This window comes from Acidisphaera sp. S103, from assembly GCF_009765975.1.
GTDB lineage: Bacteria > Pseudomonadota > Alphaproteobacteria > Acetobacterales > Acetobacteraceae > Rhodopila.
This window is the reverse complement of sequence record NZ_LMUJ01000060.1, coordinates 103,268-117,539: the sequence shown is the minus strand read 5'-3', so window position 1 is coordinate 117,539 and position 14,272 is coordinate 103,268. Positions and strand designations below refer to the sequence as shown.

Sequence of the window (14,272 nt, the reverse complement as noted above, 5' to 3'; positions counted from 1 at the left end):
ACATCCTACTTCCGGGGGCGAGCGGTCAGGCCGTCGGCGCACCCGTCTGCTTCAGCGGCGCCGCCCTGGCAAACGCCTCCTGCGTTTCGCACAGCGCGACGATGCGATCGATGGTTGGGATGTCGGCGATGGCAATGTTGAACATCCGCATCACCGCGACGATGCTCATCAGCAGAATATCGGCGACGGTGACCGTATCGCCGTGGCAATAGAGGCCGGTTCCGGCGTCTGTCGCCAGGCGTCGCTCCAGCCCCTGCAACCCGGTGGTGAACCACTGGATCTGCCACGCCCGCCAGGCCGCCTGGTCGAAGCCGCCGATAGTCGTCAGGTAGCGTCGTACCCGTGGCACGACCAGCGGATGCGTATCCGCCGCCAGCCCCGCGGCGATCGAGCGCACCCGCGCTCGGCCCAGCGGATCGGCCGGCAGCAAGGGTGGATTGGGCACGGTTTCATCCAGATATTCCAGGATCGCCAGCGATTGCGTCAGCGGCGGATGGCCCGGCACGATCAGCGCCGGGACCGCTGCCAACGGGTTGATCGTTCGGAAAGCGTCGCCGTACTGGTCACCTGCATCGAGATCGATCGCGTGCTCCTCCGCCGAAAGCCCCTTGAGGGTGAGCGCGACCCGGACCCTGTATGCGGCCGAACTGCGCCAGAAAGCATAAAGTTCGTAGGCGGCCATGGCATCCTCATGCGGGTTGTCTTTCGCCCCAATAAGCCGGGCACGCCGATCCGTCCATCCAGTGATACGCTACAGAATTGTGTTCTCACGGGGGGGCGGCGGCCAGATCGTTTCTCTGCCCGATAGTGCTGCCCAGCCCATATTCACGGCGCCGTGGCGGGGGCACCGGACATCATAACGTACCCCGTTTTAATCCGACACGGTGGGGGAAGGCGCCGGCAAGTCAGTTTCAATGTAAATCAACGCATGATCGCCGGCGAGAACTCACCCCCCGGAACAAGGGAATTAGGCCCCACGGCCCCACCGATCCCGTTCGCTTCGGCTGGCGTTCGGCTATTTTTGACAAAAGGCATTATGTCGGAAAATTTTACATCCGCAACGATGGTAACAAAAACCTTACATTGTATATAATTGTAAACAAAGAAATAATTGCGATGGCATAAGGTTTGCTTGCTGAACCGTCACGATCGGACTGGTCGGATTTGGAGGGGGCAAAACAGTGAAAATCTCTGCTATCCTTATGGTAGCGGTCGCGTCCGCGGGTCTTGCCGCCGCCGCGATTCCAGCCAGAGCGGAACCCGGTCTGTCATCTGACGAAACATGCCCCGTGGTGGGTGCGGCGACGGCGGGCTGCAATTTGTACATCAATTTCAATTCCGACGGCAGCATCACGGAATCAACAGGCCCGTCGGGCAGCCCATATGACGCCGAGGGTGACACGCTTATCGGTGTCAACAACTACACCAATGGTCCGATCAGCAGCTTCAACATCACGTCCTACGGCGACATTTTCGATTTCACCGTCAACGGCATTGACGGATTCGACGGCGACGGTGTCACCCCAACCGGCGACAATCCCGACACGACCGGGTTTGGTGGTCCGGACGTCTATTTCACCGCCATCACCGGAAGCGCGGGTGCCGAGGCCGGGACGGTGAACTTCGCCAACGGCGGCCTGCCGTCGGGCGACAGCGACTATTTCGCCGTGGTAGGCCCGCTCGATCTCAGCGGGCCTACCACGCTGAACCCCTACGAGCCGGACCCTCTTCTTCCCGAACCGGCGACATTGACGATCCTGGGCGTCGGGATGCTCGCATCTGGCGTGGCTCGCCGCTTCCGCCGCAAGGCCTGAGCGGCGCTGCGAAATCGCGTAATCGTTGCGGCTGGTGGCCCCGAAAGCACTCCGCCGGCCGCAACGATCGGTCTTCCGCCACCGAACCTGTTTTCCATGCCAGCCCCATGGACGATCCCGTCCGGTCAATCGTACTGCCGCCGCATTTTGGACCGAGCCTCGGCGTTTTCCGTCCAGTATCGGTTCAGGCTCACCGCCTGATAGGATGCGAACCGGTGCAGCCCCTCCAGATAGGTGATCTCCGCCGGGGTCAGATCCGGATGCCATAAATCGACAATCAGCACGATCCGCGGCTCCAACGTGCGGTTCCACGCCTCGTGTTCCAGCGAATCGTCGAAGACCAGGCACTTCCCCTCCTGCCAACGCCGCGTTTCGCCGCCGACCGTCAGGCCGCAGTCACCGTCCGGAATCCTGATCCCCAGGTGACACCGCAGCCGCAGGTTCGTCGGCCCCGTGTGCGGTTCGATATGCATCCCGGGTTTCAGCTTGGAGACGTAGAGCAACCCAGCCATCGTCCGCACGGTGTTGGAGCCTTCGATAACCCGGGTGATCGTGGGGCAACGGGCACAGTTCTCCTCGTTTTTGCGGCCTCGTTCGTAGAACGGGAAGATGTCCCACCCCGTTCGGCCCATCCGGTTTTCCGCCTCGGGCTGAAACGCCGAGGCGGCCAGGCCATCGACCTCGGCGCGAATGACCGCGTAGTCGCGTTCCAGTGCCAAAGCGCCCGGCAATCGCGCCGGATCATGAAACGGTGCCGAAGTCAGCCCCGGATAAATGCCCATCCGGGGATTGGCATGGTTGGTCAGGAACATCCCGATGTACTGGTTGATCCGCCCCATGGCCGCCTGCGCCACGCCTGGGTGACGATGCGCGAAGACCGCAAGGGCATGCGACAACGGCTCGATCAGCGCGGGGTTCGCACCGGCCGCGTTCCGGTAGCGCACGAACGCCTCTTCTTCGCGATCGGCTACCGCGAGAACGGTCGCCAGCCCCAGTTGGGCAAGGCCATTGGCTGGTTCTATCGCCAGCAGCGTCTCATAGCCCGCGATCGCCTCCATGCCACGACCGAGCGCATGCAAGGTGTGCGCGCGGCGTCGCATCGCTTCCGTGGACTCCGGCGCCAGTGCCAGCGCCCGGTCAAGTGAAGCGAGCGCCGCTTCGTGCGACCCAAGATTTTGCAGCGCGGCGCCAAGATGGGAATGCGCCTCGGCCGAATCCGGCGCCTGCTCGATCGCCCGCCGCAGCAGCGTGGCGCTCTCCTGGGGTCTGTTCTGCTGCAAGCGGAGCAAACCCAGACGGGTCAACGCGCCGGCATGTCCGGACTCAAGCGACAGCGCGGCTGTGTAGAGAGCTTCGGCTTCCGCCAGCCGGTTCTGCTCATGGAGCGTGATCGCCTGCTCGACGATCTCTCCAGCGGATGCCGGCATGGTGTCGGACGTGTTGTTGTCATCGGAACCCACGATCGCAGCCCTCTCCGCCACACGAACGGAGTATTAGCGCTGCGGTCGCTCGTTTGGGTCAACGCCAAACCGTCGGTCAGTCCCCCGTCGCCGCCCCCATCTTCTCCGCCAGCCGGGGTATGGCGGACCGGCGCTGCGGCACCAGCCAATGCTGTATCCGATCGAGATACAAATAGATCACCGGCGTCGTATAGAGCGTCAGCACCTGACTCAGCGCCAGCCCGCCGACCATCGCATACCCGAGCGGCTTGCGCAGTTCCGACCCTGCACCGTTCTCCAGCATCAGCGGCAGACCGCTCAGCATCGCCGCCATGGTCGTCATCAGGATCGGTCGGAAGCGCAGCAGGCAGGCCTGCCGGATCGCCTGGTGCGGAGTCATCCCGTCGCGCCGTTCCGCCGTGATGGCGAAGTCGACCATCATGATCCCGTTTTTCTTCACGATCCCGATCAGCAGGATGATGCCGATAAGCGCGATCACGGTCAGTTCGTAATGAAACATCAGCAGCATCAGCAGCGCACCCACGCCGGCCGACGGCAGGGTCGAAAGGATCGTCAGCGGCAGGACGTAGCTCTCATACAGGATGCCCAGGATGATGTACACGGTGACCAGGGCGGCCGCGACCAGATAGGGTTCGGTGCTCAGCGACGATTGGAACGCCTGCGCCGTGCCCTGGAAGCTGCCTTGTACCGTGGCGGGCAGGCCCATCGACGCCTCCACGCCTTCGATCTGGGTCACGGCCTGTCCCAACGCTGCGTTGCCCGCGAGGTTGAACGAAATCGTCACGGACGGGAACTGACTCTGGTGATTGATCGCCAGCGGCTGCACCGGGACGGTCGTCTGATGCACCAGCGTCGAGAGCGGCACCATCGCACCTGACGAGGAATGCACATACAGTTTCTGCAGCGTTGACAGGCTGCCGTACTCAGCCGGCGTGGCTTCCAGGATGATGTAGTAGGCCTTGTTGCCGGTGAAATACTGCGCCACCTCGCGCTGGCCGAAGGCATCATACAGGATGGCGTCGATCGTCGCCGGCTGAACGCCGAAGCGGGAGGCCTGGTCGCGATCGTAGGTCAGCGTTTCGGTCGTGCCGGAGTTTTCCTGATCCGAGGTCACATCCGCCAGCAGCGGAAGCTTCTGCATTTTCGCCAGGACCTTCGGCGCCCACTGGTTCAGCTCGTCCTGGTTCGAATCCTGCAGTGTGTACTGGTATTGCGCGCTGCCGAGGCGGGCACCGACCCGGACGTCCTGGATGGGTTGCAGAAACAGCCTTATGCCGCCGATCGGCTTCATCTTCTGGTCGATCCGACGGATCACCTGCATGATGCTGGCGGACCGTTTGTCCCACGGTTTCAGCGTGATGTACATACGGCCGTCGTTTCCTGTCTGGCCGCCGGTGCCCGCGCCGATCGCGGACACGACCGAGTCGACAGCGGGGTCCGCCTTCACCACGTCGGCTGCCTTGCGCTGCAGGATGGCCATCTGGTCGTACGATATATCCTGTGCCGCATCTGTGACGCCGATCATGATGCCGGTGTCCTGCAGCGGGAAGAAGCCTTTCGGGATGATGATGTAGAGGAACGCGGTCAGCGCCACCGTGCCCATGAAAACCATCAGCGTGATGAAGCGGAACCGCAGGGCGATATCCAATGTCCGCTCGTAGAAGCGGAGCATCCCTGCGAACATACCCTCGATCAGATTGTAGATACGCCCGTGCTTGTGGTCTTCAGGCGCCAGGAACCGTGAGCACATCATCGGCGTCAGCGTCAGCGATACCAGCGCCGAGACCACGATGGTGATCGATACGCAGATGGCGAATTCGCGGAACAGCCGTCCGATGATGCCGCCCATCAGCAGCAAGGGAATGAACACCGCGATCAGTGAGAAGCTGATCGACACGATGGTGAAGCCGATCTCGCCGGCGCCTTTCAACGCCGCTTCCACCGGTCCCATGCCTTCTTCGATATGACGGAAGATGTTTTCCAGCATGACGATGGCGTCATCGACAACGAACCCGACCGCGATGGTCAGACCCATCAGCGACAGGTTGTCCAGGCTGAAGCCACACAAGTACATCATGCCCAGGGTGCCGACCAGCGCCACGGGTATCGTGATGCTCGGGATCAGCGTCGCCCAGACGTTGCGCAGGAACAGGAAGATCACCATCACCACCAGCCCGATCGCCAGCATCAGGGTGAACTCCACATCGTTCACCGAGGCTCGGATCGTCAGCGTGCGGTCGGAAATGACGGTCATCCGGACATTGGGCGGGATGTCGGCCTTCAGCGTCTCTAGCCGACCCTTCACGCCGTCGGCGGTGGAAATGACGTTGGCGCTGGGCTGCTTGAACACCAGCAGAAGGACCGAGGGCTTGTCGTTCGTCCAAGCCTCCAGCTCACGGTTCTGCGGCCCGTCGACCGCTCGTCCAACGTCGCCGATCCGGATCGGGGCGCCATTGCGATAACCGATGATGACCTTGTTGTAAGGCTCTGCCTTCGTCAGTTGGTCGTTGGCATAGATCGCAAACGATTGCTTCGGCCCGTCGATGCTGCCCTTCGGATCATCCACGGTCGCGTTGGTCAGGACGGTGCGCACGTCCTCCATCGTCAGCCCCATCGATGCCAGGCGAGCGGGATCGACCTGGACGCGGATCGCCGGGGTCTGCTGGCCGACCACCAGCACCTGACCGACGCCGGGAAGCTGCGAAATCTGCTGCTCGACGATATTCTCGGCGTAGTTGTCCACTTCGGTGATCGGCACCTGGTCCGATTGCATCGCCAGGATCAGGATCGGGGCGTCGGACGGATTGATCGCGCGGAACGTCGGCGGACTGGGCAAATTCTTCGGCAGCGAGCCCTGGGCGGCGTTGATCGCCTCCAGCAGCAGCGTCTCGGCGTTGCCCAGGTTCGTGCCAAGATCGAACTGTAGGGCGATCGTGGTTGTCCCGAGAACGCTTGTGGACGTCATCTGCGCCAAACCCGGCAGCATCTGGCCGAATTCGGTCTCCAGCGGGGTCGCGACGGTGGATGCCATCGTTTCCGGACTGGCGCCGGGATACTGCGCGGTGACCGTCAGCGTCGGGAACTCGACGTTCGGCAGCGGTGCCACCGGCAGCAGCGGGTACGCGACCAGCCCGGCCAGGAAGATCGCGGCCGTCATCAGAGAGGTAGCGATAGGCCGCTGAATGAAAGGCGTCGAAATGCTCATCGCGATGGCGTCCGGAAATTAGGTCGATAGGATCAGGTCGGTGACGTGCCGTTGGCGGAGGCTTGGGTGGCCGACTGGTCGGTTGCCTGGACGTGGGTGCCCGGTTGCAGTCGCGACTGTCCCGTGACCACCACCTTCTCGTTCCCCGACAGGCCCTTGGTAATCACCGACATGTCGCCGTCCTGGTAGCCGACCTGGACATTGGCCTGATCGACCGTGTTGTCGGGTTTGACGGTATAGACGAACAGGCCGTCCGGGCCGTGCTGGACCGCCAACAGGGGGACCGTGACCACCTTCGGCAGAACGCCGACCTGCACCCGGGCGTTGATGAACTGCCCGGGCCACAGGTGATCGTCAGCATTGTCGAACGTCGCTTTCAGCGCGATCGTGCCGGTCGCCGTGTCGATGGTGTTGTCGGGGGTCAGCAACGTCCCGGTCGCCAGCGCCTTGCCGGTATCCTGGCTGTTGAACGCCACCACCGACACCGGCCCCTTCGTCCGAGCCTGCTGCACCCGGATCAGGTCGGCTTCCGGCAGCGTCAGCACCACCGAGATCGGCTTGTCCTGCGTGATCGTGACGATGCCGGTGCTCTGGCTGCTGGTCTGGATGATGTTGCCGATGTTGATCAGATAGAAGCTCAATCGCCCGTCGATCGGCGACCGGATGGTGCAGTACCCCAGGTTGATCTGCGCGGTTTCGACCATCGCGTTGTCGAGCGCGACCGCCGCCGTATCCTTGGCGACCGTCGCCTTCTGGTCGTCCACCTGCTGAACCGGGGCGAAGCTGCGCTTGGCGAGGTCGACGTACCGGCGGAGGTCCAGCGTCGCACTTTGCAGCAGCGCGGTATCTTCATCCCGCTGCGCCATGGCCTGGTCGAGCGCGGCCTTGTACGGGCGCGGGTCGATCTGCGCCACGATCTCATCCTTGTGAACCTCGTGCCCCTGCTCGACCGGCAGGGCGATCAGGGTGCCGTTCACCTGCGCCTTGATCTGCACGATGTTCAGCGCCTGGACGGTGCCGAGACCGTGCAGGTATTCCGGCACGTCCTGAACCTGAGCACTCGCGGAGGTAACGGGCACGGATGGCGACGGCGCCGGCCCCTGGTCGGCGGCCGAGGCAGGATCCATCAGCCGCCACAGGACGACGGCACTCAGCAACACGGCCGGGACAATGAGCCCGACGCCACGTTTTATTTTCATCATAACTCCGCGGAAACACGACCGGCGTCTATTGTGTAGGACGAAGTTTGTATCTGGAGCGTGTCAGGCCAACGGATTTTCAAAATTGTGAAAAGTGTAAATCCATCGTAATCATTGCAAGCCCCAAACAGCTTCTCGCGAAAATGGTGGACGGCCAGCGGTTGCGTTTCCCGCGCGGGTCGGCACACTGCTTCTGGACAGTTGTGAGCGGGAGAGAAACATGGGTTACAAAATCGCCATCATGGGCACCGGCGCCGTCGGCGCCTATGCCGGCGCCCACATGGCCAGGGCCGGTGAGGACATCACTTTCATCGATCCGTGGCCGGCGAATGTGGAGACGATGAAGGCCAAGGGCCTGAAGGTGTCCCACATCCGCGACGTGCCGGAATGGTCCACGCCGGTGCGGGCGCTGCACCTAACCGAACTGCAGCAGGCCGCCAAGGAAAAGCCGTTCGACATCGCCTTCGTCTGCATGAAGTCGTACGACACCGAATGGGCGACCGTCATGATCTCCCAGTATTTGGCGCCCGCCGGGTTCATCGTTTCATTACAAAATTGTATGAATGAGGAGACCATCGCCGGCGTCGTGGGATGGGGCAAGGTGGTCGGCTGCATCGCCAGTTCCATCACCGTCGACCTGTGCGAGCCGGGCCACGTGCGCCGCGCGGCGGGCAAGAGCGGCGACAAGCACACCGTGTTCCGCACCGGGGAAGTGCATGGCCGCATCACGGAGCGTGTGCAGGAAATCCGCCGCCTGGTCGCGCTGACCGATTCCGCGCTGGCGACCACCAATCTGTGGGGTGAACGCTGGTCGAAGCTGGTGACCAACGCCATGGCAAACGGCATGTCCGCCAGCACGGGACTGATCAGCAAAGACATTCTGCGTGATAACACGCTGCGCCGCTTCGGTGCCCGTCTCGGCAGCGAGGCGATCCGCGTCGGCCAGGCACTGGGGTATGAGCTGGAGGACGTTCACCATATCGATCCTGAAGTGATCGCCAAGGCCGGCGAAGGCGACCCCGCAGCGGCGCGGGAATACGACGAGCACCGCCTGGAAGAGGTCAGCAAAGCCGGCGGTGGCGAGCATCGCCCGTCGATGGGTCAGGACATGGTGAAAGGCCGCCGGACCGAGATCGATTTCCTCAACGGCTTCATCGTCCGCAAGGGAGAGGAAATCGGCCTGCCCACACCCGCCAACGCAGCGCTGACCGATATCGTCAAGCGGGTGGAAAAAGGCGAACTGCAGCCCGATCCGAAGCACCTGATCGACCTGCGGCTGAACTGACCACCGGGGCAGGGCGTGACGGCTTCGGGGTGGGGCCGTCACGCGCCACGTTTTTTGTTCAAGGTTGCGCTTCCCGTCCGGGATCGATCCAATCCCGGACGATTCCGCTGCGTCCTACGAACCAGACCCCTCGATGACGCCGCCGAACCGCTCCCACGTCTTGCCGGTCCACTTCTGCAATTGCATTGCGCGGATCGGGTGGAAATTGGTCGGACTGGTGTTCACCGTGATACCTGGCAGCAACACCGGATCGGGCGCGTTATGCAGGTTCGCCGCCTGCTTCATGATGTTCGCGCGGGAGAAGTCGCCGTTGCACTGCTTCAGCACCTGCAGCAGCACGGAACTGACCCCGTAGGCGAAAACCGGATTGGCATCGGTCAGGTCGGTGTCTGGCATGTATTTCGCCATGAACGTCCGCCATTGGTTCATGCCGGGGTCGTCCTTGAACGCCGGGTCGGTGGGGTCCTTCATATACCCCGTGGTGATGATGCCGATCCCGTTGTCCACTCCCGCCGGGGTCATCACCGAACCGACCGAAATCGACACGTTGGTCAGGAAGAACGTCGGATGCCAGCCCAGGTCATGCACCTTCTTGATCGCCTGGGCGGCGAATTTCGGCGTCGCCGCCACCAGCAGCGTATCCGCGCCCGAGGCCTGCAGGCTGGCGATCTGGCTCTCGATCGTCGCGTCCGTCGTTTCGTAGCTCGCTTCCTTGACGACGACGCTGGCGTATTTGTCGCCCAGGACGTCCTTCACGCCGGCCGGGTAATCCTTACCGAAATCGTCGTTCTGGTACAGGATCGCCAATTTGGCCTTGGGGTTCTGCGACAGCATGTATTTCGTGTAGATCTGCGCCTCGGTCCGGTAGCTGGGCTGATACCCCATCGTCCAAGGGAAGTGCTTGTAATCGCCCCACTTATCCGCGCCGGTCGAGATGAACAGGTTCGGCACCTTTTTCAGGTTCGTATAGCGCTCGATCGCCGTGTTGGTGGGCGTGCCAAGCGTGTTGAACAGCATGGCGACCTGGTCCTGCTCGATCAGGCGGCGGACCTGTTCGACCGTTTTCGGCGGGCTGTAGCCATCGTCATAGGAGAGGAAGTCGATCTTGTGGCCGGCCACGCCGCCCTGGTCGTTGACCATCTTGAAGAACGCCGTCTCGGTCTTGGCGATGATGCCGTAGGACGACGCCGGGCCGCTATAGGCGTCGGTGTTGCCGATTTTGATCTCGGTCGCCGTCACGCCCGGCAGATCCTCGGCCGAAGCAGGCAGCGCGTCGCCGGCCAGCGCCGTCACCAGCAGCGTGCCCAGGGCCGAACCCAACCATTTCCGTTTCCACGAACCGGTGGTGCCGTGGGTCATCGATATGTGCATTCTTTACCCTCCCATTACGCTGCCATTCCTGCCCGAATTGTCGCCGGAGTGAAAGCCATGGGCCGCGACCGCCGACCGGCCGGGTACACTTTCTTGATGGCCGTGGTCGCCGCCTCTTTTTCGACCGGTTTCACGTGCTAATTCACCACGATGCACGCACTCATCGGTCGCCAGGCAGCAATTTGATGGATACGCCGCCCGACACGACGGCGCCCCGGCTGTTTGAATGTCCCGATTGCGGCCAGATGCAGATCCTGCCGGCGCTGCCCCCCAGCGCTCGGGCTATCTGCCACCGCTGCGACGCCGTGCTGCGCCACACCCGCCGCGATCCGCTGGTGCTGCCGCTCGCCCTCAATCTCAGCGCGCTGGTCCTGTTCGTCCTGGGGTCGACGCTGTCGCTGGTGTCCGACACCACCGCTGGCCAACAGCGTATCGCCGACCTGATCACCGGTCCGGTGGAGCTGGAACATTACGGGCTGTGGGAAATATCCGTGGTCGTTCTGGTCACCACCGTGGCGGCGCCGCTGGCTCGGATCCTCGCCATGCTGACCGTGCTGATCGGACTGCGCCTGAAGCGGCCACCGAGAGCGCTTCGCACCATCTATGCCTGGGTCGAGCACCTGCGGCCGTGGTCGATGGTGGAAATCTACCTGCTGGGCCTGTTCGTCGCCTATGTGCGGCTCAGCGATCTCGCAACGGTCGATCTGGGTCCCGCGGTCTATGCACTGGGCGGACTGATGGTGATCATGGTCCTGGCGGATCACCTGCTGGACGACCAGGCGGTGTGGGAGGCGCTGGATCCCCCAAACCGCCGCCGCCATCATCGCATGCTGGATGCCAACCCGGCCACGCCGGACCGCCCCGAACCGAATATCCATCGCTGGCGTATCGGCTGCGACACCTGTGGCCTGGTCAGCCGCTCAGCCCCGGGAATGCGATGCTCTCGCTGCGGGTTTCGCCTGCGGGTGCGCAAACCCGGCGCGATCGCGCGCACCTGGGCTTTTTCCATCGCCGCGATGGTGCTTTACATCCCGGCCAATATCTACCCCGTGCTGACGGTGGTTCGGTTCGGTGCCGGGGAGCCGAGCACGATCCTGGGCGGCGTGCGGGAACTGCTCGATCTGGGGATGTGGCCGCTGGCGGCGCTGGTGTTCTTCGCCAGCGTTGCGGTGCCGGTCCTGAAGCTGATCGGGCTGGGTATTCTGCTGTTTTCCACACATTCCGGAACGGGGTGGGCCTTACATGACCGCACGGTGTTGTACCGGATCGTCGACGCCATCGGCCGGTGGTCGATGATCGACATATTTATGGAATCGATCCTGGTGGCCCTGGTGCAGTTCGGGAAGCTCGCCAGCGTCTACCCCGGCCCGGGCGCCATCGCCTTCGCCGCCGTCGTCATCCTGACCATGCTGGCGGCGCACAGCTTCGATTCGCGGCTGATGTGGGACAGCGCCCGCGACAGGACGGAGTCACGGCGGACACAGGCCATGCGGGCGGAAACGACCCAGGCGGAAACGACCCAGGCGGGGACGGTCCCGGCGGGAACGATATGAGCGATCAACACCCGACCGCCGTCGTCAAATCCAAGATTGACCACAAAAGCCGGCTACCGCTGATCTGGGCCATTCCGGTGGTCACCGTGATCATCGGCATCTGGCTCGCCTGGTCCACGCTCTCCGAACGCGGGCCACTGATCACCATCACCCTCGAAACCGCCGAGGGGCTGCAGGCGAACATGTCCCACGTCAAGCACAAGGACGTGGACATGGGTGTCGTGGAGAGTATTGGGCTGACCAAGGACCTGAAGCGGGCGCTGGTAACGGTGCGGATGAACCGTGAAGCCGAACCCCTGCTGACCGACAAGGCGCAGTTCTGGGTGGTGCGCCCCCGCTTCTTCGCAGGCGCGATCAGCGGGCTGCAAACATTGTTCTCCGGCTCCTACATCGATCTGCTGCCGTCCAGCGACGGCGGCACGCCAACCCGCACGTTCGTCGGCCTGGAGAATCCGCCGGTGCTGCAATCGGACATCCCCGGACGGACTTTTCTGCTGCGGGCCAATCGCATCGGATCGCTGAATCTGGGCTCCCCCATCATGTACCGCGATCTGGACGTGGGGGAGATCCTCGGCTGGGACATCGGCAAGATGGCGCGGGACATCACCATCCACGCCTTCGTGCGCGCGCCGTTCGATCAATACGTGCATGACGACTCGCGGTTCTGGAACGCATCCGGCGCCTCGGTACAGCTTGGCCCGAACGGGCTGCAACTCCAGATCGAATCGCTGAAGGCGGTGATCCTGGGCGGGATCGCGTTCGAAACGCCCGACAATCCGCAAATCGTCGCGGAAAGCTCGCCCGATCAGCCGTTCCAATTGTTTGACTCGCAGGACGCTGCCGACTCCTCGACCTACAAGCGCAGCTTGCCGTTCGTTGCTAACTTTACCGGCACCGTCACCGGTCTGGCGGCGGGATCGCCGGTTACCTTACGCGGACAGAAGATAGGGGAGGTCACCGGTGTTTCCCTGGTCTACGACAAGGCGGCGGATAACGTTCTGATCCCGGTGCATTTCACTTTGGAGCCTGAACGCATCGCCATGCTGGACCTGCCGACCGATGCCGGCCTTGACGCCAGGTTGCAAGGCCTGGTGCGTCGCGGCCTGCGGGTGAAGTTGGAGAGCAGCAGTATCCTGACCGGCCAGAAGCAACTGGCGATCGACATTTACAAAGATGCCGGTCCGGGCGAACTGGGAAAGGAAGGCAATGCCTATGTCATTCCCGTCCTGGGCAGCGGTTCGGATGACATAGCCACGGCGGCCACGAGTCTGGTCAACCGGCTGAACAGTATCCCCTTCGAATCGATCGGCAAGAACCTCGACCAGACCCTGGCCGGGGCGAACACGCTGGTGAACGACAAGGAGCTTGAGCAGTCCGTTACCGAACTGAAAGCGACGCTGGCGAGCGCACAGACTCTGGTGAACAACCTCAACCATGGTGTCACGCCGGCGATGCAACGGCTGCCGGCCATTGCCAACGGCCTGGAGTCCACGGTGCAACGCACCGACAAGCTGATCGCATCGTTACAGACCGGCTATGGCGGCGATTCCGGGTTCAGCCGCGACGCCACCCGCCTGATGATGCAGTTGACCGACGCCGCACGCTCGATCCGTGTGCTGGCCGATCTGCTGTCCCGCCACCCGGAGGCGCTGATCCGCGGCCGCACCGATCAGGGTGTGCAATGATCGAGATACGCATGACCTTGGGGGTCCGATGACTGTATCCAGGCGGTTTGCATTACTGGCGCTGGCGGTGTTGCCGTCCGCTTGTACTTCCCCCAACCCGAGCCTGTATGTGCTGGCGTCGGTTCCCGGCGCCACCCTGACCGGTGCGCCGCGGGTCATCCAGCTGCGCGCCATCGGCATTCCGCATTACCTGGAACGCTCGCAGATCGTGCGGTCGTCCGAGGGTTATCGGATGGACGTGCTGTCCAACGAATGGTGGGGCGAGCCGCTCGATGCGATGATGAGCCGCATCCTGGTGCAGGAACTGAACCAGCGTTTGCCCGGCAGCATGGTGTATGGCGACGCTGGCGCCATCTCCACCCCGCCGGACGCGACGGTGGAGATCAATCTGCAACGATTCGACCTGGATCGCGACGGCGCCGTGCTGCTGGCGGCGCAGATCGCCGTTGACGGCAAGCGTATCGTGTCGAGGGGCGTGACGCTCACGGTGCGGCCCACCGACACCACGACCGGCGCGCTGGTCGCGGCGATGAGTACGGCGACAGCGCAGCTCGCCGATGCGGCCGCCGGAATGCTGGGTCGTGGGTGAATTTCAAATGAGCGATCATTACGCAGGAATTTATACCAGAAGCCGTTGACGTTGACTCTTTGGCAGCCGTCGCCCGTCATGCCGATGCAGATCGGCATCCACGCCTTTTCC

At 63.0% G+C, this 14,272-nt stretch carries 10 protein-coding genes; 5 read left to right on the top strand and 5 right to left on the bottom strand.

Features of this window, described 5'->3' with window-relative positions:
* Nucleotides 1-25 precede the first annotated feature (25 nt).
* Nucleotides 26-682, bottom strand: coding sequence for a maleylacetoacetate isomerase (gene maiA / locus GSQ89_RS19455; protein ID WP_158928242.1), 657 nt, complete (start codon nucleotides 680-682; stop codon nucleotides 26-28).
* A 499-nt stretch (nucleotides 683-1,181) separates the two neighbouring features.
* Between maiA and GSQ89_RS19450 the strand changes: the two genes are divergently transcribed.
* A complete protein-coding gene (locus tag GSQ89_RS19450) occupies nucleotides 1,182-1,814 on the top strand; it encodes a PEP-CTERM sorting domain-containing protein (RefSeq protein ID WP_158928240.1) in 633 nt (210 codons plus the stop codon).
* Nucleotides 1,815-1,939: 125 nt separating this feature from the next.
* On the opposite strand, the gene GSQ89_RS19445 is transcribed toward GSQ89_RS19450, so the two are convergent.
* The 3 genes from GSQ89_RS19445 to GSQ89_RS19435 all read right to left on the bottom strand — a co-directional run bounded on the left by GSQ89_RS19445 (nucleotide 1,940) and on the right by GSQ89_RS19435 (nucleotide 7,678).
* Nucleotides 1,940-3,274, bottom strand: coding sequence for an aspartyl/asparaginyl beta-hydroxylase domain-containing protein (locus GSQ89_RS19445; protein WP_158928238.1), 1,335 nt, complete (start codon nucleotides 3,272-3,274; stop codon nucleotides 1,940-1,942).
* Nucleotides 3,275-3,350: 76 nt separating this feature from the next.
* Nucleotides 3,351-6,479 carry an efflux RND transporter permease subunit gene (locus GSQ89_RS19440; protein ID WP_158928236.1) on the bottom strand — a complete coding sequence of 1,043 codons (3,129 nt, stop codon included), beginning with the start codon at nucleotides 6,477-6,479 and terminating at the stop codon, nucleotides 3,351-3,353.
* A 32-nt stretch (nucleotides 6,480-6,511) separates the two neighbouring features.
* Complete coding sequence (locus GSQ89_RS19435) at nucleotides 6,512-7,678, bottom strand: efflux RND transporter periplasmic adaptor subunit (protein WP_158928234.1); 1,167 nt, start codon at nucleotides 7,676-7,678, stop codon at nucleotides 6,512-6,514.
* A gap of 220 nt (nucleotides 7,679-7,898) precedes the next feature.
* On the opposite strand from GSQ89_RS19435, the gene GSQ89_RS19430 reads away from it, so the two are divergent.
* Nucleotides 7,899-8,963, top strand: coding sequence for a ketopantoate reductase family protein (locus GSQ89_RS19430; protein ID WP_158928232.1), 1,065 nt, complete (start codon nucleotides 7,899-7,901; stop codon nucleotides 8,961-8,963).
* 114 nt (nucleotides 8,964-9,077) lie between these two features.
* Here GSQ89_RS19430 and GSQ89_RS19425 read toward each other — a convergent pair whose 3' ends face one another.
* Nucleotides 9,078-10,334: an ABC transporter substrate-binding protein gene (locus tag GSQ89_RS19425; RefSeq protein ID WP_216856279.1), complete on the bottom strand. Its 1,257-nt coding sequence runs from the start codon at nucleotides 10,332-10,334 to the stop codon at nucleotides 9,078-9,080.
* Nucleotides 10,335-10,519: 185 nt separating this feature from the next.
* Here GSQ89_RS19425 and GSQ89_RS19420 point away from each other — a divergent pair, with 185 nt between their 5' ends.
* The 3 genes from GSQ89_RS19420 to GSQ89_RS19410 are packed head-to-tail and all read left to right on the top strand — an operon-like array spanning nucleotide 10,520 to nucleotide 14,161.
* Nucleotides 10,520-11,887 (top strand): PqiA/YebS family transporter subunit, encoded by a 1,368-nt coding sequence (locus GSQ89_RS19420; RefSeq protein WP_158928230.1) that lies wholly within the window; start codon nucleotides 10,520-10,522, stop codon nucleotides 11,885-11,887.
* Nucleotides 11,884-13,572 carry an intermembrane transport protein PqiB gene (locus GSQ89_RS19415; RefSeq protein WP_158928228.1) on the top strand — a complete coding sequence of 563 codons (1,689 nt, stop codon included), beginning with the start codon at nucleotides 11,884-11,886 and terminating at the stop codon, nucleotides 13,570-13,572. Before GSQ89_RS19420 ends, GSQ89_RS19415 begins: the two co-directional genes overlap by 4 nt.
* Nucleotides 13,573-13,600: 28 nt before the next feature.
* Nucleotides 13,601-14,161, top strand: coding sequence for a membrane integrity-associated transporter subunit PqiC (locus tag GSQ89_RS19410; protein ID WP_158928226.1), 561 nt, complete (start codon nucleotides 13,601-13,603; stop codon nucleotides 14,159-14,161).
* The last annotated feature ends 111 nt before the right edge of the window (nucleotides 14,162-14,272 follow it).